The organism is Pseudomonas sp. sp1636 (assembly GCF_030376615.1).
Taxonomy (GTDB): Bacteria; Pseudomonadota; Gammaproteobacteria; order Pseudomonadales; family Pseudomonadaceae; genus Aquipseudomonas.
In genome coordinates, this window is the sequence record NZ_JARRAB010000001.1 from 121,992 (window position 1) to 145,770 (window position 23,779).

At 63.3% G+C, this 23,779-nt stretch carries 19 protein-coding genes and 1 pseudogene; 6 read left to right on the forward strand and 14 right to left on the reverse strand.

The window, feature by feature from the left end:
- Nucleotides 1-18: 18 nt before the first annotated feature.
- The 11 genes and pseudogenes from P8H27_RS00570 to P8H27_RS00620 form a co-directional block, all read right to left on the reverse strand.
- Entirely contained in the window at nucleotides 19-630 is a 612-nt protein-coding gene (locus P8H27_RS00570) for a LysE family translocator (RefSeq protein ID WP_289634675.1), read from the reverse strand.
- Nucleotides 631-720: 90 nt separating this feature from the next.
- Nucleotides 721-1,041, reverse strand: coding sequence for a hypothetical protein (locus P8H27_RS00575; protein ID WP_289634676.1), 321 nt, complete (start codon nucleotides 1,039-1,041; stop codon nucleotides 721-723).
- 146 nt (nucleotides 1,042-1,187) lie between these two features.
- Nucleotides 1,188-1,934 (reverse strand): TIGR00266 family protein, encoded by a 747-nt coding sequence (locus P8H27_RS00580; RefSeq protein ID WP_289634677.1) that lies wholly within the window; start codon nucleotides 1,932-1,934, stop codon nucleotides 1,188-1,190.
- 132 nt (nucleotides 1,935-2,066) lie between these two features.
- A complete protein-coding gene (locus P8H27_RS00585; RefSeq protein WP_289634678.1) occupies nucleotides 2,067-3,362 on the reverse strand; it encodes a flavohemoglobin expression-modulating QEGLA motif protein in 1,296 nt (431 codons plus the stop codon).
- 29 nt (nucleotides 3,363-3,391) lie between these two features.
- Entirely contained in the window at nucleotides 3,392-3,943 is a 552-nt protein-coding gene (locus P8H27_RS00590) for a hypothetical protein (RefSeq protein WP_289634679.1), read from the reverse strand.
- A 64-nt stretch (nucleotides 3,944-4,007) separates the two neighbouring features.
- Nucleotides 4,008-4,169: pseudogene (locus P8H27_RS00595) on the reverse strand (TetR family transcriptional regulator); the annotation flags it as partial.
- A gap of 186 nt (nucleotides 4,170-4,355) precedes the next feature.
- Nucleotides 4,356-5,858: a lysine--tRNA ligase gene (gene lysS / locus P8H27_RS00600; protein ID WP_289634680.1), complete on the reverse strand. Its 1,503-nt coding sequence runs from the start codon at nucleotides 5,856-5,858 to the stop codon at nucleotides 4,356-4,358.
- Between the two features lie 136 nt (nucleotides 5,859-5,994).
- Nucleotides 5,995-7,090, reverse strand: a protein-coding gene (gene prfB, locus P8H27_RS00605) for a peptide chain release factor 2 (protein ID WP_289634681.1) whose coding sequence is annotated in 2 segments (ribosomal slippage) — nucleotides 5,995-7,017 and nucleotides 7,019-7,090 — 1,095 coding nt in all. Because the reading frame shifts where the segments join, the coding sequence is not laid out codon by codon here.
- A gap of 246 nt (nucleotides 7,091-7,336) precedes the next feature.
- Nucleotides 7,337-8,698 carry an exosortase Q gene (gene xrtQ / locus P8H27_RS00610; protein WP_289634878.1) on the reverse strand — a complete coding sequence of 454 codons (1,362 nt, stop codon included), beginning with the start codon at nucleotides 8,696-8,698 and terminating at the stop codon, nucleotides 7,337-7,339.
- A 14-nt stretch (nucleotides 8,699-8,712) separates the two neighbouring features.
- Nucleotides 8,713-10,743 carry a VIT domain-containing protein gene (locus P8H27_RS00615; protein WP_289634682.1) on the reverse strand — a complete coding sequence of 677 codons (2,031 nt, stop codon included), beginning with the start codon at nucleotides 10,741-10,743 and terminating at the stop codon, nucleotides 8,713-8,715.
- A 135-nt stretch (nucleotides 10,744-10,878) separates the two neighbouring features.
- Nucleotides 10,879-11,607, reverse strand: coding sequence for a tellurite resistance TerB family protein (locus P8H27_RS00620; protein ID WP_289634683.1), 729 nt, complete (start codon nucleotides 11,605-11,607; stop codon nucleotides 10,879-10,881).
- Nucleotides 11,608-11,936: 329 nt separating this feature from the next.
- Between P8H27_RS00620 and P8H27_RS00625 the strand changes: the two genes are divergently transcribed.
- The gene (locus P8H27_RS00625) at nucleotides 11,937-12,623 is read left to right on the forward strand and encodes a transglutaminase-like cysteine peptidase (RefSeq protein ID WP_289634684.1); all 687 of its coding nucleotides are present in this window, start codon (nucleotides 11,937-11,939) and stop codon (nucleotides 12,621-12,623) included.
- A gap of 3 nt (nucleotides 12,624-12,626) precedes the next feature.
- Here P8H27_RS00625 and recJ read toward each other — a convergent pair whose 3' ends face one another.
- Complete coding sequence (recJ, locus tag P8H27_RS00630) at nucleotides 12,627-14,339, reverse strand: single-stranded-DNA-specific exonuclease RecJ (RefSeq protein WP_289634685.1); 1,713 nt, start codon at nucleotides 14,337-14,339, stop codon at nucleotides 12,627-12,629.
- Between the two features lie 65 nt (nucleotides 14,340-14,404).
- Nucleotides 14,405-14,944 carry a YaeQ family protein gene (locus tag P8H27_RS00635; RefSeq protein WP_289634686.1) on the reverse strand — a complete coding sequence of 180 codons (540 nt, stop codon included), beginning with the start codon at nucleotides 14,942-14,944 and terminating at the stop codon, nucleotides 14,405-14,407.
- Between the two features lie 97 nt (nucleotides 14,945-15,041).
- On the opposite strand from P8H27_RS00635, the gene P8H27_RS00640 reads away from it, so the two are divergent.
- The 5 genes from P8H27_RS00640 (at nucleotide 15,042) to P8H27_RS00660 (ending at nucleotide 21,953) form a co-directional block, all read left to right on the forward strand.
- Nucleotides 15,042-16,241, forward strand: a complete 1,200-nt coding sequence (locus P8H27_RS00640) for a CaiB/BaiF CoA-transferase family protein (protein WP_289634687.1) — start codon at nucleotides 15,042-15,044, stop codon at nucleotides 16,239-16,241.
- A gap of 190 nt (nucleotides 16,242-16,431) precedes the next feature.
- The gene (locus P8H27_RS00645; RefSeq protein WP_289634688.1) at nucleotides 16,432-17,505 is read left to right on the forward strand and encodes a hypothetical protein; all 1,074 of its coding nucleotides are present in this window, start codon (nucleotides 16,432-16,434) and stop codon (nucleotides 17,503-17,505) included.
- Between the two features lie 181 nt (nucleotides 17,506-17,686).
- Nucleotides 17,687-18,085, forward strand: a complete 399-nt coding sequence (locus tag P8H27_RS00650; protein WP_289634689.1) for a hypothetical protein — start codon at nucleotides 17,687-17,689, stop codon at nucleotides 18,083-18,085.
- The gene (locus tag P8H27_RS00655; RefSeq protein ID WP_289634690.1) at nucleotides 18,082-19,632 is read left to right on the forward strand and encodes a multiheme c-type cytochrome; all 1,551 of its coding nucleotides are present in this window, start codon (nucleotides 18,082-18,084) and stop codon (nucleotides 19,630-19,632) included. Before P8H27_RS00650 ends, P8H27_RS00655 begins: the two co-directional genes overlap by 4 nt.
- A gap of 50 nt (nucleotides 19,633-19,682) precedes the next feature.
- Nucleotides 19,683-21,953, forward strand: a complete 2,271-nt coding sequence (locus P8H27_RS00660) for an FTR1 family protein (protein ID WP_289634691.1) — start codon at nucleotides 19,683-19,685, stop codon at nucleotides 21,951-21,953.
- Between the two features lie 375 nt (nucleotides 21,954-22,328).
- Here the strand turns inward: P8H27_RS00660 and thrC are convergent, their stop codons facing one another.
- The gene (gene thrC / locus P8H27_RS00665; RefSeq protein WP_289634692.1) at nucleotides 22,329-23,738 is read right to left on the reverse strand and encodes a threonine synthase; all 1,410 of its coding nucleotides are present in this window, start codon (nucleotides 23,736-23,738) and stop codon (nucleotides 22,329-22,331) included.
- Nucleotides 23,739-23,779 lie beyond the last annotated feature (41 nt).

The following is a 23,779-nucleotide window of genomic DNA, read 5'->3' on the forward strand; positions in this document are numbered from 1 at the left end:
TTCATCCCCAACCGCCTGTTAGCGGCTCGCCGAAGCCAATGCCGCGCCGAAGCCGATAAAGGTCAGCCCAGCGGTTTTATTGACGATGCGCCCGCCACGTGACGAGGTCAGCCAGGACTTCGCCCGCCGCGCAAACAACGCATAGACGCAATGAATGCACACCACCAGCGCACTGTACGTCAGCACCAGGGTGGCGAACTGCAGCGAATAGTCGCGTGCCGGGTCGATGAATTGCGGAAAAATCGACAGGAAGAAAAACACCGCCTTGGGGTTGGTCAACTGTAACGACAGCCCTTCGACAAAGCGCCGAGGGAAGCTCGCGCTGTGCACCGCTTGCAGGGAGAAATCGAACGGCGGCGCCCGCCACAGGCGAATGCCGAGGTAAACCAGGTAGGCCGCGCCGACCAATTTGAGCAGGGTGAAGGCCTGCGCCGAGGTCGCGAGCAACACCCCCAAACTGGTGGCCGAAATCGCCGCGACCACCAGGGCGCCGAAAGCGATGCCGAGAATTCCGCCAAAGGTGCCGCGCAAACCATAACGCAGGGCATTGGTCAGGGTCATGACCACGCCCGGGCCGGGGCTGGCCACGGTGGCGGCGGCCATCAGCAGAAACAGCAGGTAGAGCTCCATCGATGACTCCTTGTCGTCGGCGCTGGGCCCGATTGCCGTGCGCCGGGGATAGCTGCGGCGCGCAGGCCGCTCAGGCTGCCGGCCGCACTGTCACTCTCCGGCCGGCGCACCCTCGGCCACGCAGCGCACGGCCCGCTTGCGTTGGTCGACCAGCACGCCACTCAGGCCTTTCTGTTCCAGGTCGAACAACACCAGTACGCCGTCCACGCACTGCGCCACCTGGCTGGCCGGCTTGAGCGAGACCTTGTAGTCCTCGCCGGGAACGGTCTTGAGCATGGTGTAGTCGGCGAGCAGCAAGGCATCCTCCGGCTGGGCGATGTGCAGATAGCCGTAGTAGCCGAGGGCCGCCACTGTGGCGCAGATGCTGGCGATGCCGGTGAGGATCAGGGGGATGGGGTTCAGTTCACTCATGACAGACTCTCGAGGTTGGGCGTTTCGGCAAAAAATAGTCGCCTATCGAGCCAGATGGCTGGCTGACAGGCAAGCGACGAATTGGCACTGACAGTAACGGCAGGCGGCGCAGCTTGATACGCGCGCGAGCCCGTGCGAAGGCTCGATCATTTGCCGCCGGCACGCACTTGCTCGCGGGCCTTGAAGGTCGCCGCGTAGATGCGCTCGGCCAGGCGCGAGAACGGCAGGCTCTGCACCCAGACCGTGCCAGTGCCCTTGAGGGTCGCCAGGACGATGCCCTCGCCGCCGAACAGCATGCTTTTCAGCCCGCCGGCCAGGGCGATGTCGTAGTCGATGCCGCTGGTAAAGGCCACCAGGCAGCCGGTGTCGAGGCGCAGGGTCTCGTTGTTCAACTCCTTGCGGATCACGGTGCCGCCGGCATGCACGAAGGCCAGGCCATCGCCCTCGAGTTTTTGCAGGATAAAGCCCTCGCCGCCGAAGAAACCGGCGCCCAGGCGCTTGTTGAAACTGATACCGACCGCGGTGCCGTAGGCGGCGCAGAGAAAGGCGTCTTTCTGGCAGATCAGGCTGCCGCCGTGCTCGGCCAATTGAATCGGCACCACGGTGCCCGGGTAAGGCGCGGCGAAAGCCACCCGTGCCTGGGTTTGGCCGGCATTGGAGAAGTGCGTCATAAACAGCGACTCGCCGGTGAGCAGGCGCTTGCCGGCGCTCCACAACTTGCCCAGTACCCCGCTCGCCGCGCCATCGCCCATGCGCGTCTCGAAGCGTACGCCGTCGCTCATGTAGTTCATCATGCCGGCTTCGGCGATCACCGTCTCGCCGGGGTCGAGGATGATTTCCACGCTCTGCGCCGAGGCGCCGAGGATTTCGTAGTCGAGCGAGTGGCTGGGCATGCGGGGCTCCTGGCTGTTCGAATTGGGCGCTTTCCCGGATTGCATCCGGGGCTACGGCTCACCTGTTTAAGGTTCAGGAGCGTCACGAGCGAAGGGTCGTGCGCAACGCCGCATAACCGAGTGCAGCAGCGCCTAGAGGATGTTGGCGTAGTCGGCTTCGATCCGATCCAGACTCAGGTGATTGAGGAAGTTGGAGAAACACATCCAGGCCGACAGCGCGTTGAGATCCTGGAACTGCGGCGGCAGGTATTTCGGCGCCACCACCAGGCCCTCGTCGACCAACTGGCGCAGGGTGCGCATGTCTTCCAGGGTGGTCTTGCCGCAAAACAGCAGGGGTATCTGCTCCAACTTGCCCTTGCGCACGGCCAACTGGATGTAGTTGTAGACCATGATGAAGCCCTTCAGATAGGACAGATCCTTGGTGAACGGCAACCCGTTCGGGGTCGAGCCACGGAACACCCGGCTGGCGTTGCTGTAGCTGACCTCCATGTCGAAACCCTGCTCGCGGTAGAACTCGAAGACCTGGAGAAAATCCGCCCCCTCCTCGGCCATGTGGATGGTGCGAGTGCGATTGGTCAGCTTGCGCAGACGGGTCGGGTAGGAGGCGAAAGTGATCACCTCCATCAGGATGGCCAGCCCCTCCTGGGTCACGGTGGACGACGGCGGCCCCTTGGACAGAAAGGTGCAGATCGGTTGGCTCAAACCGTTGAGGGTGGTGCCGACATGCACCAGCCCCTCGTGTACTTCCAGCGCCCGGACATCGCGTTCGTTGAACAGCGCATCGGCGCGAATCTTGATGTAGTCGGCGCCGGCCGCGGCATCGGCGAGAATGCCGTCGGACTCGAACACCCGGATGGTGTCCTCCGCTTCGCCGAACACCTTGTTCAGCCGGCCCTGCAACAAACTCACGGCCTGTTTGGCGTCGAGGTTTTTCGGCTCGTCCTCAAGATCGCCGCGCCTGTCGATATTGTTCAGGTAGTCGGAGAACATCAGGCCCAGGTCGGCCAGGGTCGGGTCGCCGGCATGGAAGGCATCGGAGGCGGCGCCATAGAGCTCCTGGGAGATCAGGCCGAAATCCTCGGTGCCGCGCGCCTCGAGCATGCGGATGACCATGCGGTATTCGCGGCACATGCGCCGCATGATCTGGCCGACCGGGTTGAACTGGCCGAGCTGACGGGTGACATCGCGCTCGATGCCCTGGAATTCCTGTTTCTTCGCGATCGCATCGAAGCCCAAGGGGCGGCTTGCGTAATAGGCGCGGTCGACCGCCGGCGGCTTTTTGCCTTTCTGTTTGAGAAAGCCCTCACGGATGCTGTCGTCCCATTTCACCGCATCGAGCACGCGAATCGGCGTCTGCGCCTCGACGATCCGCTCGGATAACGCCCGCACGCTCAGTTGATAGTCGTCCAGCTCGCTGTGACTGTTCATCGCGCCCTCATTGTCCATGCTTTGACTGCCTATGGGCCGACGCGCTGATAGCGCGCGACCTCGATAAATACATCCGAATTGGCCTGATCGTCGAGGTAGGCGAAGACCACGTCCAACGGGCTGCTAATCAAGACCCCCTCGCCCTGCGGCGTGTCGACGGGGGTGCCTTGCAACCGGCCCGCCTCGAGCTCCTGCAGGACGCGTTCGACATCCAGGGTGTAGACCACCAGCTCATTGTCGGCGGTCAGTTCGAAGCCGGCGATGGCGAAGTTGCCGCCCAGGCGTTGCGGCAACCCTGCCGACAGGTACCAACGCCGGCCGTGATGGGCCACGGTGAAGCCATACCGTTGGAGACTGTCGAGGTTGTCCGGGCTGCCCTCGTAAGTTCGGGCCTCGTAGAGGTTGGAGCCGGCACGGGTGATGTCCAGATAGAACTGCTCGCCCCATTCGTCCTTGCGCGACCATTCGCCGAGCAAAGGAATAGGCGCCGCTTCGTTGGCTGGAATCGGGTCGTTGAAGGTCACCAGGCAACCACTCAACAACAGCAAGGACAAAACGACCACTAGGCGCCAGGCTTTCATTTCGCTCTCCATGTGAAAACAGTTCGCCCCCCCGGAGAAACCCTTCGGGGGGCGTCGGCACAACTCAGAGTGCCAACACTACATGCATATAACGTTTAAGAATGACCAACATGTCTTCATTGTCTAGTTGTTCAACTCCGTCGAGCAGGTTCTGATACTCCATCCAGCCGATAATCGCCGTCAACAGCTTGGCATCCCGCTCCGGCTGACACGAACCCGGCACCTGGCCGGTTACCCAGTCAGTTGCGCCTGAGAACGCCGACCGCCACTTGCTGGGTTATGTGGCGCGCCAATGATGCCGTTGCTTTTCAGCTCCACGACCCGCGCCGCTAACCCACAAAAGCTACAAAAGTGGCGACCAACAGATCACTGGGACATAGACAACAAAAAGCCGCCCGAGGGCGGCTTGGCTTCACGCTTGCGGGCGCATGTGCGGGAAGAGGATCACGTCGCGGATCGACGGTGCATCGGTGAGCAGCATCACCAGGCGGTCGATGCCGATACCCTCGCCCGCGGTGGGCGGCATGCCGTATTCCAGGGCGCGGACGAAATCGGCATCGTAATGCATGGCCTCGTCGTCGCCGGCGTCCTTGTCGGCCACCTGGGCTTGGAAGCGTTCGGCCTGGTCTTCGGCGTCGTTCAGCTCGGAATAGGCGTTGGCGATTTCACGGCCGCCGATAAACAGCTCGAAACGGTCGGTGACGCTCGGGTCTTCATCGTTACGCCGCGCCAGCGGCGACACTTCGAACGGATATTTGGTGATGAAGTGCGGCTGCTCCAGCTTGTGCTCGACCAGTTCCTCGAAAATCATCACCTGCAGCTTGCCCAGTCCTTCGAAGCCCAGCACCTTGGCGCCGGCCTGCTTGGCGATGGCGCGGGCCTTGTCGATGTCGTGCAAGTCGGCGGCAGTAATCTGCGGGTTGTACTTGAGGATCGAGTCGAACACCGACAGGCGCACAAAGGGCGTGCCGAAGTGGAACAGCTTGTCGCCGTAGGGCACGTCGGTGCTGCCGAGCACCAACTGCGCCAGCTCGCGGAACAGTTCCTCGGTCAGGTCCATCATGTCTTCGTAGTCGGCGTAGGCCTGGTAGAACTCGAGCATGGTGAACTCGGGGTTGTGCCGGGTCGACACGCCCTCGTTACGGAAGTTGCGGTTGATCTCGAACACCCGCTCGAAGCCGCCGACCACCAGGCGCTTGAGGTACAGCTCGGGGGCGATACGCAGGAACATCTGCATGTCCAGGGCGTTGTGGTGAGTCTCGAACGGCTTGGCCGCGGCGCCGCCGGGGATGCTCTGCAGCATCGGCGTTTCCACTTCGAGGAAGTCGCGCTGCATCAGAAACTGGCGGATGTGGGCGATCACCTGGGAGCGCACGCGGAAGGTCTCGCGCACTTCCTCGTTGACCATCAGGTCGACGTAACGCTGGCGATAACGCTGCTCGGTGTCGGTCAGGCCGTGGTGCTTGTCCGGCAGCGGGCGCAGCGACTTGGTCAGCAGGCGCACCTCGGTCATCTCGACGTACAGGTCGCCCTTGCCGGAACGGGCCAGGGTGCCTTCGGCGGCGATGATGTCGCCCAGATCCCAGTGCTTGACCTCTTCCAGTTTTGCTTGCGGCAACGTCTTGCGGTTGACGTAGACCTGGATGCGCCCGCTCATGTCCTGAATCACCATGAAGGAGCCGCGGTTGAGCATGATGCGACCGGCGACCTTGACCGGGATAGCGGCTTCGGCCAGCTCTTCCTTGGTCTTATCGACGTACTGTTTCTGCAAGTCCGCGCAGTAGCTGTCGCGACGGAAATCGTTGGGGAAGGCGTTACCCAGCTCGCGCGCGCCGGCAAGCTTTTCCTTGCGCTGGGCAATCAGCTTGTTTTCTTCCTGTTGCAGTTCGTGGTGGTCGAGTTGTTGGTCGCTCATGATCTCTGGTCTTTCCTGGTAATCGTAGGTTGGTGCTGAGCGCAGCGATGCCCAACATCCGGCCAACGGGCCGGCCTCCTACGCAAATGCAGCGCCGCTCGTTGGGCCTGACCGGCCCAACCTACATTGCGTGTTGTTAAAGCCCCTGTTTCAGGCTGGCCACCAGGTACTCGTCGATATCGCCGTCGAGCACCTTGTCGCAGTCGCTGCGCTCGATATTGGTGCGCAGATCCTTGATCCGCGAGGCATCGAGCACATAGGAACGGATCTGGTGCCCCCAGCCGATGTCCGACTTGGTGTCTTCCAGGGCCTGCGAAGCGGCGTTGCGTTTCTGCACTTCCTGCTCGTACAGGCGCGCGCGCAACATCTTCATCGCAGTGTCCTTGTTGGCGTGCTGCGAGCGTTCGTTCTGGCAACTGACCACGGTGTTGCTCGGCACGTGGGTAATCCGTACCGCCGAGTCGGTGGTGTTGACGTGCTGGCCACCGGCCCCGGAGGAACGGTAGGTGTCGATGCGCAGATCGGCCGGGTTGATCTCGATCTCGATGTTGTCGTCGATTTCCGGCGAGACGAACACCGCGGTGAACGAGGTATGCCGGCGATTGCCGGAGTCGAACGGGCTCTTGCGCACCAGGCGGTGCACGCCGATCTCGGTGCGCAACCAGCCGAAGGCGTACTCGCCCTTGATATGCAGGGTGGCGCCCTTGATCCCGGCGACTTCGCCGGCCGACAGCTCCATGATGGTGGCGTCGAAACCGCGTTTGTCGGCCCAGCGCAGGTACATGCGCAACAGCATGTTGGCCCAGTCCTGGGCTTCGGTGCCGCCGGAGCCGGCCTGGATGTCCAGGTAGGCGTTGTTGGCGTCCATCTCGCCGCTGAACATGCGCCGGAATTCCATCTTCTCGAGGATATCGCGCAGGCGCTCGACCTCGGCCGCGACATCGTCGACGGCGCCCTGGTCTTCCTCTTCGGCGGCCATCTGTAGCAGATCGCGGGAGTCGGCCAGGCTGCCGTCGAGGTCGTCGATGGTGTCGACGATCAACGCCAGGGAGGCGCGTTCACGGCCCAGGTTCTGCGCGTATTCGGGGTTGTTCCAGACGTTCGGGTCTTCCAGTTCGCGGTTTACTTCGACCAGCCGATCATGCTTGTGATCGTAGTCAAAGATACCCCCGAATAGTCTGGGTGCGCTCGGACAGGTCCTTGATGCTGTTCAGGATCGGGTTGATTTCCATGGCTGGCGGCACTCGCAGGTAAAACTTTCGGAAAAGCCGGCGAGTATACCGCAGTCCGTCCCGCCTGGCAGCCCGCCGCCAACCAGACGGATCAGTGGACGGTGGCGTTGTTCTGCCGGCGCTTTCACCAGGGCCTTGCCTGTTCCAGCCCCATGCGCAGCCGGGTGCCCGCTTTGCGCCAAGACCGCTGAGAGCGAGCGCGGCGAGTTGGCGCCGGCGGATAAACCGGGCAGCGACTTGCTCCACTCAACGCGGCAATAGCTCGGCCGTACTCACCGCACGCCACGGCCCCACTGAACGACCGCTCAGCGCCGACCAGTACCAGGCCGAGTTATCGCTGAAGCTTTGCCCGCCGGCATCCTCGATGTACTCGCACACGCGCAGGTTCGTGCCGCGCCCGCTGGCGACGAAGCAGCGCTGCAAGCCTGCGGCATCGGTGCGCTGCTCCAGGTGCATGGCTTCTATGCGATACCCCAGGCCACGGAAACAATCGGCAGCCGGGTGCAGCTTGCGCGTGGGCCGGGTGACGTGGCGCAGCGTGACCACCTGCGCGCCGGCGCTGAAACGGGCGATGGCGCCGGGAAACTGCGCGGCGAAACGTTGTTCCACCGCCGACAAGGCCAGCGGTCGCAATGCCTGGCCAGCGAACTGCAGCGGCCATTCGACAAAATTATCCGGCCGTGGCTCGGCCGCCAACGGCTTGCTCAATAGCGGCCACAGCGCCAACAGGACGAAGGCCAATACCAGCGCGCCTTGCAGCGCCGGACTGAGCGGTGACCGATGTTCCGCCGCCGGAGTGGCGTGCGTAACCATTCCACAACCGGCCGCGACATAGCGCAGCACCAGCGCGCAGACCGCGACGAACACCAGCAACCCGGTGCCTTCATGCATCCAGCTCGGCCAATCCAGACGCCCGGTTTCCTGCAATACCAGCACGCTGTTGCGCAGGATATTGCCCGTCAGCACCAAGCCGCCGAGCAGCGGCAAACGCCGCAGCAGCTGTCGATCCGTCAGGCGCAACCAGGCCGCCGTGGCGAAGGCGGTGAAATAGGCGACCCAGGCCATCTGAATCCCCGAACAGGGCGCATCGACCATCACCAGTTGCCCGGCCACCTCCAGCGTGCTGCCTTGGCGCAACACCTCCAACCCGCCCGCGCGCAGCAACCAGGCACTGACCTCGGCCGTTAGCACCCGCAACGGATAGCCGATAAAGAACTGCAGCGACGACATGATCGGCAAGGCCAGCAGCGCCAGACCCAACCAGGCCAACAATGCCTGGCCCGGTACGCGCAAGGCCAGCACCCCACTGAACAGCGCCAACACCGCCAGCACCGCGCGCAGCAACGGCGGCAGCCCGGGCGTCAGGGCGGCGACCGCGCAGAGCAACAGCGCCAGCAACAACCCAGGCAGACGCGGCGCAGCGGCCAAGCGACTGCGCTCGCGCCAGAGCATCGGCAGCAGCGCGGCCAGGGCGACTATGCCGAATGGATCGTCGGAGCCATCGCTCATCCGCCGCACACTCCACTGCCACACTGGCCACAGCGCCAGGGTCGGCAACAGGAGCCAGGCCCAGCCCGGCAGCCTCGCTGAACAGCGCGCCCCAGCCATGCGCGGGGCCGAGATCACGCGGGCTGCTCCTGACGAACATGCTGACGCGCCAGCCAGCCCATGCCCAAGGCGGCAATCAGCAGCATCAGCCAGACACTTGGCTCCGGCGTGCTCGACACCAGCGCGCCGCCTATCGCCAGATTACTGACCCCCTGAGGCATCGGCACAGGCTGTTTGACGCTTGCGGCAGCGGCCGGATCGGGGTTACGCACCCGTTCATCGACGGAGATAAACGAGGTGTAGGGCGTCAGCAGGCTGTACTTCAAGCCCAGATCCAGTATCGCCTGGCTATGGGCATAGTCGCCTTCGAGGGTTTCCTGATCGGTCAGGCTGGCGACCTTATGCCGCGCCCACAGGTAGGCCAGCGCCTGATTGCTCGCGCTGGCCATCTCGGGCTGTATTGCCACTTCGGCGCGGTAAGGCCCGGCCGCGCCGCGGCCCTCGACCTGCAAGCTACCGCGCGCCTCACCGCGCCATTTGCCGAACACCGCCAGCGGGCGTTGGGCGAACAGATCCGGCAGGGCCACCGGTTCCACGTCGTACACATCCAGACCGTCGAAACGTACCTGCGGATTGGCCAATACGGGCGCATCGATCATCTGCCGGAAGCGCTCGGCCTGCTCGTCCGCCGAGTCCTCATCGAGGATCACGAAGGGCTCGCCCTGCCCGGCCCGGGCCAAGCCTTCGAGCAATTGCCGGTTGACCGAACTGCCGATACCGAAGGCGAACAGGTTGGCCTTGTCCAGGTTGCTGCGCACCAGCTCGAAGGCATCGCGCTCCACAGTCACATAACCGTCGGTCACCACCACAAAGCTGCGCGCCCGCTCGGGGTCGGCGGGTACCGCCAGGGCCTGGCGCAACGCCGGCAGCAGCTCGGTACCGCCCGAGCCCATCTGCGTGTCGAGCATAGCCAGCGCCTGGCGGATATTCGCCGGGGTGGCCGCCAGGGACTCGGCGGCGAGCATGCTGCTACTGCCGGCAAACAGCAGCACATTGAAGCTATCGGCCGGACGCAGACTACCGACCAGTTTCTTCAGCAGGCGCTTGGCGGTATCCAGCGGAAAACCATGCATGGAGCCGGAGATATCCACCACGAAGATGTATTCACGCGGCACCAGCATCTGGCGCTTCACCTTGGCCGGCGGCGCGATCAGTGCCAGGAAGAAATTCTCATCGACGCCCCTGGACAGCAGCACCCCGCTCTCGAAGCGGGCACCACTTAAGCGGTAGTCGAGGACGAAGTCGCGGTTATTGCCGGGATCTTGGCTGGCGTCCAGGCTGATCCGGGCCTGGCTCGGCGTAGCCTGCTGCAGCTCGATGCGATGGCTGGGCGAGCGAATCTCGCCCAGTGCCACCGGCGACTGCACGTCGACCTTGAGGGCAAAACTGTCGCGACCCGCTTCGCCCTGCGGCAGGTAAGGCGTACCGACCCAGGGCCCGGCCTTGCGGCTCTCGCTACCCGCGGCGCCGTTGTAACGCGGCCCGACCACGGTCGGAAAGACGAACTGGTAAACGCCATCGGTGGGCACCAGCAGCTCGGTATAACGCAGTTCCACATCCACCACATCGCCGGGCAGGATATTGGCGACATTCATCTGGAATACGTTTTCCCGCTGCTGCTGGAGCAAGGCCGCGGTCTTGCCGGCGCTCTTGGCCTGCTGGTATTGCTGCTGGGCCTTCTGCTTCTCGCGGATCTGCGCCTGCAGCTCGCGCTCGCCCAAACGCACCCTCATGCCATACACCGCCGCGCGGGTCGAGCCAGGAAACACATAGCGCGCCTCCAGCGCCCGCGTGCCCTCGTTGCGGTATTGCTGAACGACCCGCACATCGGCGATCACCCCCAGCACTCGCACGTCCACCCGGGTGGACTTGAGCGGCATGCGATCGACCGCGGGATCGTCGCTCTGCACCGCGAAGTAAGGGCTTTCACCAGACGCGGCAGCGGCTTGCGCACTGACCAGAGCGGGCGGCGCTAGAACCAAGGCGATCAACAGTACAAGCCTGCGACCGGCGCAGATCCTGGCAGTAGATAAATAGTCAAACATGGCGACGCTCCCCGTGAGTTATGCAAACACGGGGGCAATCTTGGGGTCGCTTTGTGGTGAGAGTTTGTAGCCGCTATGGCGATTGTGTGGACTCTTGCAGACACCCACATAATAGTCGCAACGGTTCCGGGCCGCTTAGCTAGCGTCCTGCTGAAGCTGTACCTGGCTTTCCAGCTCGGCTTTTAGCGCCGGATCGAGCTTAAGCTGACGGGCCAGCTCTTCCAGGTAGGCGCGCTCCATAAAATGCTCCTCATCGACCATCAGTACGCTGGCGATGTACATCTCGGCGGCCATTTCCGGGCTGGTCGCCGCGCGCGCCACTTCGGCCGGATCGAGCGGCTTGTTCAGCTCGGCCTCGAGCCAGCGCTGCAGCTCGGCGTCATGGGTCAACTTGGCCAGCTCGCCTTCGATGAGTTGACGCTCGCGCGCATCGACATGCCCATCGGCCTTGGCTGCGGCCACCAACGCCTTGAGAATGCCCTGGCTATGCGCCTCGGCCTGCGGCGCCGGCAAGCGGTCGAGGGTTTGCGGTTCGCCTTGCGGCGCTTGCGCCTGCTGCGCCTGCCAGTTGCCATAGGCCTTGTAGGCGATCACCCCGAGCGCGGCCAGACCGCCATAGGTCAGCGCCTTGCCGCCCAACTTGCGTGCACTCTTGTTGCCCAGCAGCAAAGCCATGGCGCCGCCGGCCAAAGCGCCGCCCCCCGCACCGGAAAGCAGACTGCCCAGACCGCCGGCACCGCCACCTGACAACAAACCACCCAAACCGCCGGCAGAGGAGCCCTTGCCGGGGTTTTGCCCAGCCTTGTTTTGCAGCAGATCCTGACCGGACTTGAGCAGTTGATCGAGCAAACCACGGGTATTCATCGACAAGTCTCCTGGTTAACAAATGGGCAACAAAGGTGCAACAAAGGTGCAAATCAGGTCGCCAGAATAAATGGAAACTTCCTGCACTATCCGCCGGTTTGCTTCGAGATGTTGCCGCAACGCAGCCTGACGAGCCGCCGTCGGCGTCGGCTCCGCTGACAGCAACCCCTGCAGTTCGTCGGTTACTCGGGGGAAAGCCCTCAAATAGTGTTTCCCATCACACCCTGCCTCTATGCGCTCACTAATTGACGTCGGTAGGATGGCGGCCCAACGAGTAGAACTCGGCTAAGGCTATGGAAGGCTCAACAGTCCAGCGCAGACACCCGACCATGCCCCGACTTGCGACCTCCGGCCACACTCGCCCCCTCGCACGCCTCCTGTCGATGACCCTGGCGACCCTGCTGGCCCTGGGCGGCTGCCTCAGCCATGCCCAACTCCGGCATGAGGCCTCCGCCTTGGATCAAGCCATCGAACAAGCCCGGCTGACCAGTTGGCGCAGCCTGATCGAGCAGAGCGGCGCCCTGGACGAGCGGAGCAAACTGCAAGCGGTCAACGACTTCATCAATCGCTCGGTGAGCTACGCTACCGATCGCGAAATCTGGGGCACGGACGAATACTGGGCGACGCCGCTGCAGACCCTGTCGCGCGGCCGCGGCGACTGCGAAGACTTCGCCATCGGCAAGTATTTCAGCCTGGTGGAGATGGGCGTGCCCAGCGAGAAGTTGCGCCTGACTTTCGTCAAGACCCTGGCGCTCAACCAGGCGCACATGGTGTTGGCCTACTACCCGAGCCAGACGGCGCAGCCGCTGATCCTCGACAACCTCGACCCGCGGATCAAGCCGGCCGGCGAGCGCCGCGACCTGCTGCCGGTGTATGCCTTCAACAACCACGGCATCTTCCTGGCCAAGGCGCCGCAGCAGAAGTCCGCCCAGCCGCCGCAACTGCTCTCGCGCTGGAGCGACGTCAGCGAGCGCGCCCTGGCCGATGAGGCGAAACTGCAGGCAAACCAGAGCTGATCGTCAGCGCGGCGCCAGGTGCGCCACCAGCAGTTGCACGCTTTCCTGGCCACGGTACTCGTTGACGTCCAGCTTGTAGGCCAACTCGACCCAGCGCACGGTGGGGTTGGGCCAGGTTTCGCGGTCGACGTTGAAGGCGATGGCGTCCAGGGTCTGGCCGCCGCACTCGGTCTTCAGCACCAGCTTGAGGTGTTTGTCGCCGACCAGGCGCTGCTGCACCACCTGGAACACCCCGTGGAACAGCGGTTCGGGGAAATGCTGGCCCCAGGGCCCGGCATTGCGCAGTTCCTTGGCCAGGGGCAGATGAAACTCTTCGACCGACAAGGTGCCATCGGAGAGCAAACGCCCGGTCAGGTCGTCCTCGCCCAACTGCCGACGCACTTCGGCATCGAAGGCCACGGCGAAGGCACCGAAGCACTCCTGCGGCAGGGACAGTCCCGCCGCCATGGCGTGGCCGCCGAATTTGCTGATCAGGCCCGGGTGCTTGGCCGCCACTGCATCCAGCGCATCGCGGATATGAAAGCCCGGCACCGAGCGCGCCGAGCCCTTGAGCACGCCGTCGCCGGCATCGGCGAAGGCGATGGTCGGGCGGTGATAACGCTCCTTCAGGCGCGAAGCGAGGATGCCGATCACCCCCTGATGCCAATCCGCCTCGAACAGGCACAGGCCGAACGGCATGTCCGCCAGCGGCAGATCCTTGAGCTGAGCCAGAGCCTCGCGCTGCATGCCCTGCTCGATGGCCTTGCGATCCTGGTTGAGCTGATCCAGCTGCACCGCCATGTCGCGGGCCAGGGCCTGGTCTGCGCAGAGCAGGCATTCGATGCCCAGACTCATGTCGTCCAGCCGTCCGGCCGCATTCAGGCGCGGGCCGAGGATGAAGCCGAGGTCGGTGGCGGTGATGCGCTCCGCTTGCCGCCCGGCCACTTCGAGGATCGCGCGCAGGCCCGGCCGCGCCCTCCCGGCGCGAATCCGCGCCAGGCCCTGATGCACCAGGATGCGGTTGTTGGCGTCCAGCGGCACCACGTCGGCGACGCTGCCCAACGCCACCAGGTCGAGCAACTCGGCCAGGTTCGGCTCCGGCCGCTGCGGATTGAACCAGTTCAGCTCGCGCAAGCGCGCGCGCAGCGCCAGCAATACGTAGAAGATCACCCCGACCCCGGCCAGCGCCTTGCTCGGGAATTCGCAGCCCTGTTGGTTGGGGTTGACGATGGCGTCCGCTGCCGGCAGCTCGGCCCCCGGCAAGTGGTGATCGGTGACCAGCACCATCAGCCCCGCCGCCTTGGCCGCCGCCACCCCCTCGACGCTGGAAATGCCGTTGTCCACGGTGATCAATAGTTGCGGTTGGCGTTGCAGCGCCACCGCGACTATTTCCGGGGTCAGGCCGTAGCCGTACTCGAAGCGGTTCGGCACCAGGTAGTCGACATGGGCCGCACCGAGCAGGCGCAAACCGAGCAGGCCCACCGCACTGGCGGTAGCACCGTCGGCATCGAAGTCACCGACGATCAGCATCCGCTGGCCTTGCTCCAGGGCTTGCACCAGCAACTCGACCGCCGCCTCGATACCCTTGAGCTGCCGGTAGGGCAGCAGCCGCGCCAGGCCCTTGTCCAGCTCGGCCAGCGACTGCACGCCACGGGCGGCATACAGGCGGGTCAACAGCGGCGGCAGATTACCCAGATCGGGCAGGATGGCGGGTAGCGGGCGGGGTTCGATACGCATCTTCAGCTCATGTCGGGAGGGGATCGGTAAGCGCCTTGGCGGCCCAGGGTGCCGGCAAAAGGCGTTTAGCGTTGGCCGATGAGCCACTCGATAGGTATTTCATGCTGACCGCGCTCATCGGTAACGAATAACTCGCCGTCGCTGATCATCACGCTCCAGTTCAGCGAGCGCGGCAGGTCGAGGGCCACGCTTGCCAGTGCCTCCTGATCCAGCGCCACCACGTTGATGTTTTTCAGGCTGCGCACCGGATCGAGCGCCTTGGTCTGCCACACGCGCAGATTGCCGTAGGCCACCAGGCTGAATTTCTCGGTACGCCGCGAGCACCAGGTGATGCGCTCGCTGTCCGGCTGGCCGACTTCGATCCAGTGCAACACCCGACCATCCAGGCTCTTTTCCCACAGCGCCGGTTCATCCACATCCGACAGGCCACGGCCAAAAGCCAACTGCTCGTGGTAGAACAGGGCATAGCCGATCAACCGTGCGGCCAGGCGCTCTTCGGTTTCCGACGGGTGTTTGGCCACGGTGAAGCGCAGGTGCTCGTAGACGCTGTTGTCGATATCGGTGAGGTTCAGCTCGATCTTGTAGGTGGTGGACGGCAGGGCCATGGGCGGGCTTCTTGACTGGGCAAATAAGCCGGCAAGTCTACCCGATGCGGCGTACTCACGTTAGAGTCGCGACCATCCCCAGATAGATGGACGCCCCATGAGCCTGCCCAGCAAGCCCCTCGCCGGCCTGAAAGTGATCGAACTCGGCAGCCTGATTGCCGGCCCCTTCGCCGCACGTATCTGCGCCGAGTTCGGCGCCGAGGTGATCAAGGTCGAATCGCCCGACGGCGGCGACCCGCTGCGCAAGTGGCGCAAGCTCTACCAAGGCACCTCGCTGTGGTGGTTCGTGCAGGCGCGCAACAAACAATCGATCACCCTCAACCTCAAGCACGAGCAAGGCCTGCAGGTGCTGAAGAAGCTGCTCGGCGAGGCCGACATCCTGATCGAAAACTTCCGCCCCGGCGTGCTGGAAAAACTCGGCCTGGGCTGGGAGGTGCTGCATGCGCTCAACCCCAAGCTGGTGATGGTGCGCCTGTCCGGCTTCGGCCAGAGCGGGCCGATGAAGGATCAGCCGGGCTTCGGCGCGGTCGGCGAGTCCATGGGCGGGCTGCGCTACATCACCGGCTTCGCGGATCGCCCGCCGGTGCGCACCGGCATTTCCATCGGCGATTCGATTGCCGCGCTGTGGGGCGTGATAGGCGCGCTGATGGCGCTGCGCCATCGCGAGGTCAACGGCGGCCAGGGCCAGGTGGTCGATGTGGCGCTGTATGAGGCGATCTTCGCCATGATGGAGTCCATGGTGCCGGAGTTCGACGTGTTCGGCTTCATCCGCGAGCGCAGCGGCAATATCATGCCCGGCATCACCCCCTCCTCGATCCATACCAGCAGCGATGGCAAACATATCCAGATCGGCGCCAACGGCGATGCGATCTTCAAGCGCTTCATGCAGGCCATCGGCCGCCATGACCTGGCCGAAGACCCGAGCCTGGCCAGCAACGACGGCCGCGACGCACGCCGCGACGAGCTGTACGGGGTAATCGACCGTTGGGTCGGCGGACTGCCGCTGGAGCAGGTGCTGGCCACCCTGAACCTGGCCGAAGTGCCGGCCAGTCGCATCTTCAGCGCCGAAGACATGTTCGGCGACCCGCAATACCTCGCCCGCGAGATGCTCCTCAGCGCCAAGCTGCCGGACGGCAAGCCGTTCAAGATGCCCGGCATCGTGCCCAAGCTGTCCGACACCCCGGGCGGCGTCGAGTGGACAGGCCCGGCCTTGGGCGAGCACAACCAGCAGGTACTCAGCGAACTGGGTTACGACAGCGCCCAGATCGCCGCCCTGCGCGAGCGCGGAACGATCTGAACGGCCCGACGCCCTCCGAAACGCCTGCCCACGCGCAAGACACCCACCCCTCACCCGAGCCGGCTTGACTTTAATCAAGTCGGCTCAACGCCCAAATGTTAACTTGATTGCAAATGATAATGATTGCATATAAAGACAGCGGTCGAGATTAGCCACTCACTGTTTCAGTTAACGCAAAAGGGTTTGTGATATGTCGAAAAGAATGGAGAAGCGCGGCCAATTCAGTGCGCTGGCGGTAGCCCTGGTTTCCGCGCTGGCAATGAGCGGCCAAGTGAGCGCCGCTACCGATGCAGAAACTAAGGGTCTGGCCAGCGTCAAGCAATTCACTCTGGATCACAATGAGCGACTGATCGCCCAGGCCCAGCTACTGGAGTCTGCCGTCGCCGACTATGCCGCCACCATCGACGCCCATAAAGGCAATTACCAGGCAGCCTGGGACGCCGACAAGGACAACCTGACGCAACAGATCAACAACATTCGGATGCTGTGGCTGGAAACCTCGAACCAGTATGAAGCCATCGAAGGCATTGTTGCCGGCATTCCCTCCACCGCCAAATACGATCTGATTCTCGATGCCGGCAACCCTGGCACCGAGGAAGAAGACGTGGCCGAGTACGACCTGACCTTACCGGACGGCAAGGTGCTCAAGCGTCCTGGCAATCTGTTCCATGGCATCACTGAGCCACTGTTCTGGGGCATGGACGAGGCCAACGTCAAACTCAAGACCGACTTCAATGGCGACGGCAAGATTGCCCGTAGCGAAATGCTGTTCGACGCCAACCTTGGCCTGGGCGCCGCACTGGCGTTGTCGCACTGGTCGAAGGCCCTGCAAGCCGACATGAACGCCTGGAAGCCTAATCGCGACGATGCCTTCACCTCGGTGGTAACCATGACCCCTACGGTGGGCGATTACTTTGGGGAGTGGAAGGAGTCCCAGTTCATTACCGCCGAAATCGGCTCGTTCGTGGCGCAGAGCCGTCTAGTTGACGTACTGGGCATCATGAATGGCTGCAAGAAGATGTACTTCAGCGCTATATCCCCAGTTGTTGCCGGCAACGACGCCGACCTTGACCGCCAGATCAAGAGCGGCTTCAACGAACTGCTGAGCTTGGTCGAAGACACCTATGCCCGGGAAAAGGCCGGCACCCAGTTCGGCGCCGAAGAAGCCGATGCCCTCGGCAACGAAGCGCAGGATATTGCCGACCGCGTAGTCGCCATGGTGCTTCAGGCTGCCGCCAAGAACAACGTGAAGATCCACAGCTAAGTATGAGAGTCGTCCAACCGCACCGTCATTGCGGGCCCACTGCCCGCAAGAGCCTCTGTACATGATACGTTCGGACACCCTCCTGGAGTCAGCGGCGGCGTGCAAAGCGCCCGCTGCTCAAGCCAAACGGCGTGCTGCACTGTTCATTTCCCTACTCTTTGCCGGCCTGATGGGCTCCGGCTTGCATCTGGAGTTTCTCGCCGGGCGCAACTGGAACTCCGGCGAAGTCGTCTTGCTGGTTCACCTGCTGATGGGCCTGGGATTCAGCGCCCTATTCGTTGCCTGGATCAGCAACCATGTGCGCGCAGGACTGTTCAGCAGTCAACGCCCACTCTTTACCTGGCTGAGCTGGCTGTTACTGGGTAAATGTACCCTGATTCTACTTAGCGGCCTGCTTATGGCATTACCGGCCGCCCTCTATCTAGGTCACGTAATCTGGTTCTGGAGTTTCGAAACGACCGCCGTTTTGGCCTTCCTACACCTGTGGGCAGCCATCCTGGGCGGCCTCGGCCTGCTGCTTCATCTGCTGCTCAGGCACTGGCGTCATGCGGAGCCGATTGAAAAGGAAAACCGGCCGTGAAAAGCCAATTCAAGAAAAGCGCACCCTGGCTCGCACTCGGTCTGCTCGGCAGTTTGAGCCTGATCATCGCGGCCGAACTGCTGCGTCCGCCAACAGCAGAGTCGGGTGTCGACCTGGTCGACATTCCTTACTACCAGTTGCCATTCGGCCCTGATGCAGAAGGCCAGGAGCGCCCCTTCTGGCCCTCACGACTGCAGACGGAAAATGGCCGACTGATCGATCCCAAAGCCATTCAGTCAGCGGCCGCCTGTGCCGAGTGCCACCCGCGCGAGTTCGATGAATGGGCTCCCTCGCTGCATGCCATTGCCGGACGCGATGTCGTCTATGAAAAAGCCGTCGAGACCAATGAAGACCTGCACCGCGACGGCATCGAGAAAGCGCGTTTCTGCGAAGGCTGCCATGCCCCGGGTGAAGTGCTGGCGGGGCGCACTAATAGATTCAAATCGGTAATGCCTTCTGACGCCGAAACCGAGGGCCTGACCTGTGTGATGTGCCACACCGCAATCCATGCCGATCCGGTGGAAGGCAATGGCGCGCTGACTCTGGCCGTCAATACCGGGGTAGACCAACTCTCCAACCCGATGATTCTCGCGGCCCCCCGCGATCATTCCCGGGCCTTTGGTGCCACCCAGACCAATGCCCTGATTGCCAGCTCGGATTTCTGCGGCGCCTGCCACACCGAAAATTACGACCGTTCGATGTCCAAAGCTGAAACCCGCCAGCACGTGCAGACCACCTTCGTCGAATGGCGCGACAGTTGGTACGGCCGCAACAACGTCAGCTGTCAGGATTGCCACATGGCACCGGATCCGGCTGCTTATGTTCGACAAATTCGAGCCGGCAACCTGGCCAAACCCGAGCGCTATTCGCACAATTTCGTGGGCGCCAACTACCTGATGTTCGACACCGCCCTGGGCTCCAACCTCACCTACCTGCGCGGCGGTATTCCGCCCGGTTTGACCGCTGCAAAAAACACTCAGCTGATCGAGCAGCAAGGTAAAGCGACCCGCGCCCTGCTTAGAGAAGCGGCAGGATTGGAACTGCGCCACAGTGAAATCCGCGATGATCAGTTGCGCTTCAGCATTGCCGTGCAGAACCTGGGAGCTGGGCACAACTTACCCACCGGCGTCATCGACCAGAAATACATGTGGCTGGAAGTCATCGTTCGCGACGCCGAGGGCAAGGTTCTCTATCACTCGGGCGCCTTTGATGCCGAGCGCGGCGAAACCGACCCGAATGCCGTGATCTGGCGTGAAGACTTCCGTGACGCCAAGGGTAAGCGCATTCCCGACCACCTCACTTTCTTAACGGCGCAAATCACCCACCTACGCCGCGGCGTCCCGCCCAAAGGCGAAGACGTGGTGGATTACCAGGCCCCCTTACCAGCAGGCAGCCATGGCCCATTGACGCTGGAAAGCAGGCTCTGGTACCGGGTAGCCACTCAGGAATTCGCCTACAACACGCTGAAGATCGACCTGGTCATCCCAGCGTTCGAACTGGCAGCAGCAACCTTCAGCCTTAGCCAGATCGACGAGGTCGCACCATGATCGCGCCTGTATTGCGCTCTTTCCTGCTCATTGCAGCCCTGCTCGGGGCAATGACAGCCCTCCCGGCCAGCGCGGCGGTTCCCTGGGAAAATGCCGAAAACATACGGATCGACAGCGCCTACCTGCAGCGTCACCTGTTCCGCCAGCCCAACCCGGCACTGCGTCAGGATGCCCATGTCCGCCTGGAGCGCCTGCGCGAACACTGGGAACAAGGCCTGCAAGCTGCCTACGCTGACGCCAGCGCCACTCAGGCCGCCCATATCAGCTCAGCACTGACGCGCCTCGAACAGGCAGTCATGGCCTGGGATCCGGTACGGGTGGCACAAGCGCGTGCCGAGCTGTGGAGCGGCCTGCTGGATGGGGCTCTGCGCAATACCCTGCGCCAACTTGACCAAGGCGCATTCGATGAAGCGGCAGCCTGGCTGCATATCCGCGAATATGCGCGTACCTCGCGTGATACCGCTGCCAGTCTGGCCATTCGCGAAGCGCTGGCCGGGCGCCTGAGCGCCCAACAGGCACGCCAGACCATAGAAACGGAACTGCTGGGCATCTATGCCAGCGAAATGCGTATGGCGCTTGCTCAGGCCCGCAACCATCTGGCGGCTCAACACCCGGTGCAACTGGCCAGCAACCTGGCTCGCGCCATGGGCCTACAACGTTTGCTGACAGATAACTTGAATAGCCGGCTGGGCAGCGACCAGGCGCAGGCCATTGCCTCACGTTTTGCCCAACTGGACAAGGAGCTACCCGCCGCAGTGCTCGACCAGCAACTGGCCAGACTGGAAACCAGCCTGCTGACCTACACGCCAGCACCGCTTTCAGCAAGCGAGCTGGAACGACGGATCCAGTTGCTTTTTCGTTTTCTGCGCCTGATTCCCATCGAATACAGCAAAGGCGTGCGCGATGGCGAAATCACGATCCCCTTCGAATACTTCGAGGCCGGGCTGTTTCGTGACCGTGCGGAAATGCTGCTGGGCGACCTTGGCTACAACCTAGCTGAACGCTCTCCCGCGGCCCTGCAACGAATGACCGCCATTCTGACCGAGCTGCAACAGCAGATTAGTGCCAAGGGTGATAGCCAACAGGTACAAGCCCTCGCCGACGAGGGGCAAAATCTGCTGATCGAGGCCTATGGCGATGAATTGTTGCAAAACGCCCAGGGCGCGGCGCTGTCCCTGCTGCCGGAAGTCCTTACGGAAATCGCGAATGCGGTAACCGCTGGCGACTGGGAGGCCGCTGAACTGAAGCGGCTGGAAGCTTATGCGCTGTTCGACCCCGATATCGAGCAACGCCTGGTGCCACGCGCCCCGGCACTGGCCTTGAAGATGGAAGCCGCGTTCTGGGAAGGCAACAGCCGTGAACCGGGCCTGGGCACGCTGGTTGCGGGCCGTGCCAGCGAACCGGCATTCAAGGCCGCATTGGCACGGCTGCAAGCCGATACGACAGAAGCCACCAAGATACTGGGCAGCCAGCTGTCTGCCAGCGGTGCGTTCATCCAGTCGCTGGCCATTCTGCTGCGTGAGGGGTTGGAAGCTGTCATTGTGCTGGCGTGCCTGATCGGCGCGGTGAAGGCAAGCGGCGTACCCGCCAGCGGCCTACGGGGCTGGCGCTGGCCGGTTCTGGCCGGAACCCTCAGCGCGGTGGCAGGTTCCTTTGCCTTGTGGCTGACTGTCGGCAAACTATTTGCCATGTCCACCCTACAACGCGAACTGCTCGAAGGGCTCACCGCCCTGATCGCCGCCGCAGTCCTGTGCTATGTAACCCACTGGATCTTCCGCAAAGCCTATGTAGGCGACTGGGTCGCCGATATTCGCCGCAAGGCCAGCCGCGCCGCCCAGGCGCAGTCCGGCACACAAGGCGCCTATCTGGGCTGGATGACGCTGTTCAGCCTGGCCTTCCTGGTGGTCTTTCGCGAAGGTTTCGAAACCGTGCTGTTCTACGAAGCCCTGCTGATCGATGCCCCCTCGCTGCCGGTACTGGCTGGCCTGGCGACCGGCGCAGTGCTCTCGGGCATTGCCGCCTATGTGGTTCTGGGACTGGAGGCGACGCTACCGATAGCGTTGTTCTTCCGGATTACCGGCGTACTGCTGGCCATACTCTGCCTGATGATGACTGGCAGCGGTATTCGCGGCCTACAGACAGCGGCTCTGGTGCCAGCCACACCGGTAGACTGGTTCCCCGATGCACCCTGGCTGCAGCTTTACTTCGGCCTTTACCCGGTGGCCGAAACGCTGTTGGCCCAGGGCGCACTGGCCGGGTTGTTGCTGCTGTCGTTGGCCTGGCTGCTCTATCGTCGGCCACAGCATCACGCAACAGCCTGAAGGCCTCAAGGGGGCTGGACAGTCCATCCGGCTCCCGCTGTGCCCCCAGCACGTGCCGGCCTTGGCCTTGACGCCGACGCTTCATTTGCTCGCCCTGGCTGGCCGGCTCTGCAACACACTCGCGCCGGCGTGGGTAGGCGTCGCGACCAAAGGCTCTCAGTGGCTCAACCCCGAAGGCGTGGCAGATTTCGTCATGGCTCTTGGTTCGAGCGCGCCACATGCCACCGACTCGGCGCCCTGCAGCTTGCCAAAGGCGGAAGCGTGCATCGGCGCGCTAGTAGACAGTCACGGCGTTACACGCCCGGCTTGGCGCACGCAAAAGAAAACCCGGAACCGCCAGAGGCGACACCGGGTTGCGGGATTACGTGCCAGGCGTTACAGCGGCTTGCCGCGGTTGCCGTGCTGGGCGACGAAGCCCTGCACCGTTTTCAGGTCATTGGCCAGCACCGTGCAGCGCTCTTCGCGCTCGAACAGATCGGCCAGATGCGGCGGCAGCGCCGGGGCCTGGCCGACGCCGGCCTGCTCCACCGCCTCGGGGAACTTCACCGGGTGTGCGGTGCCGAGGATCACCATCGGAATAGCCAGGCTGCGCCGGCATTCGCGGGCGGCGCGCACGCCGATGGCGGTGTGCGGGTCGAGCAACTCGCCGCACTCGGCATACACCTCGGCGATGGTTTCGCAGGTGGTCTGGTCGTCTACCGCCAGCGAATCGAACAGCTTGCGCGCCTCGACCCAGCGCTCTTCCTCGACGCTGAAACCACCGCCTTGCCTGAAGTCGGCCATCAGCTCGGCAATCGCCGCACCGTTGCGCCCGTGCAGGTCGAACAGCAGGCGCTCGAAGTTGGACGAGACCATGATGTCCATGGACGGCGACAGCGTCGGGTACAGGTCGCCCTTGACGTACTGGTTGCCGCTCATAAAGCGATGGAGGATGTCGTTGCGATTGGTCGCCACTATCAGCTGGCTGATCGGCAAGCCCATGTTGCGCGCCAGGTAGCCGGCGAAGATGTCGCCGAAGTTGCCGGTCGGCACCGAGAAGGCGATGGAACGCGCCGGGCCGCCGAGCTGCAGGGCCGCATGGAAGTAGTAGACGATCTGGGCCATGATCCGCGCCCAGTTGATCGAGTTGACCGCCACCAACCGGGTGCCCTTGAGGAAACCCTGGTCGGCGAAGCTGGCCTTGACCATCTCCTGGCAGTCGTCGAAGTTGCCTTCGATGGCGATGTTGTGGATGTTCTCGCCGAGGATGGTGGTCATCTGCCGGCGCTGCACCTCGGACACCCGGTTGTGCGGGTGCATGATGAAGATGTCGACGTTGTCGCAGGCTTTGCAGCCTTCGATGGCGGCCGAACCGGTGTCGCCACTGGTGGCCCCCATGATCACCACGCGCTCGTTGCGCTTGGCCAGCACGTGATCGAGCAGGCGACCGAGCAGCTGCAGGGCGAAGTCCTTGAACGCCAGGGTCGGGCCGTGGAACAGCTCGAGCACCCACTCGTTGCCGTTGAGCTGACGCAGCGGCGCCACCGCGCCGTGGGCGAACACCGCGTAGGTCTCTTCGAGGATTTTCTTGAAGTCGGCATCCGCAATGCTACCGGCGACGAATGGGCGCATCACCCGGAAGGCCAGTTCGTGATAGGGCAGGCCAGCCCAGGAAGCGATCTCTTCCTGGGTGAAGCGCGGCAGGTTTTCCGGCACATAGAGACCGCCGTCGCTGGCCAGGCCAGCCAGCAGCACGTCTTCGAAATTCAGGGCCGGTGCCTGGCCACGGGTACTGATATAGCGCATGTTTGGCAAACCTTCGGTTTGAGCTGCAAGCTTCAAGCGGT

What these genes read in the sequence shown, in the direction of transcription:
- P8H27_RS00570 (WP_289634675.1), bottom strand. Translation starts at nt 630, where the DNA reads ATGGAGCTCTACCTGCTGTTTCTGCTGATGGCCGCCGCCACCGTGGCC.
- P8H27_RS00575 (WP_289634676.1), bottom strand. Translation starts at nt 1,041, where the DNA reads ATGAGTGAACTGAACCCCATCCCCCTGATCCTCACCGGCATCGCCAGC.
- P8H27_RS00580 (WP_289634677.1), bottom strand. Translation starts at nt 1,934, where the DNA reads ATGCCCAGCCACTCGCTCGACTACGAAATCCTCGGCGCCTCGGCGCAG.
- P8H27_RS00585 (WP_289634678.1), bottom strand. Translation starts at nt 3,362, where the DNA reads ATGAACAGTCACAGCGAGCTGGACGACTATCAACTGAGCGTGCGGGCG.
- P8H27_RS00590 (WP_289634679.1), bottom strand. Translation starts at nt 3,943, where the DNA reads ATGAAAGCCTGGCGCCTAGTGGTCGTTTTGTCCTTGCTGTTGTTGAGT.
- lysS (WP_289634680.1), bottom strand. Translation starts at nt 5,858, where the DNA reads ATGAGCGACCAACAACTCGACCACCACGAACTGCAACAGGAAGAAAAC.
- xrtQ (WP_289634878.1), bottom strand. Translation starts at nt 8,698, where the DNA reads ATGGCTGGGGCGCGCTGTTCAGCGAGGCTGCCGGGCTGGGCCTGGCTC.
- P8H27_RS00615 (WP_289634682.1), bottom strand. Translation starts at nt 10,743, where the DNA reads ATGTTTGACTATTTATCTACTGCCAGGATCTGCGCCGGTCGCAGGCTT.
- P8H27_RS00620 (WP_289634683.1), bottom strand. Translation starts at nt 11,607, where the DNA reads ATGAATACCCGTGGTTTGCTCGATCAACTGCTCAAGTCCGGTCAGGAT.
- P8H27_RS00625 (WP_289634684.1), top strand. Translation starts at nt 11,937, where the DNA reads ATGCCCCGACTTGCGACCTCCGGCCACACTCGCCCCCTCGCACGCCTC.
- recJ (WP_289634685.1), bottom strand. Translation starts at nt 14,339, where the DNA reads ATGCGTATCGAACCCCGCCCGCTACCCGCCATCCTGCCCGATCTGGGT.
- P8H27_RS00635 (WP_289634686.1), bottom strand. Translation starts at nt 14,944, where the DNA reads ATGGCCCTGCCGTCCACCACCTACAAGATCGAGCTGAACCTCACCGAT.
- P8H27_RS00640 (WP_289634687.1), top strand. Translation starts at nt 15,042, where the DNA reads ATGAGCCTGCCCAGCAAGCCCCTCGCCGGCCTGAAAGTGATCGAACTC.
- P8H27_RS00645 (WP_289634688.1), top strand. Translation starts at nt 16,432, where the DNA reads ATGTCGAAAAGAATGGAGAAGCGCGGCCAATTCAGTGCGCTGGCGGTA.
- P8H27_RS00660 (WP_289634691.1), top strand. Translation starts at nt 19,683, where the DNA reads ATGACAGCCCTCCCGGCCAGCGCGGCGGTTCCCTGGGAAAATGCCGAA.
- thrC (WP_289634692.1), bottom strand. Translation starts at nt 23,738, where the DNA reads ATGCGCTATATCAGTACCCGTGGCCAGGCACCGGCCCTGAATTTCGAA.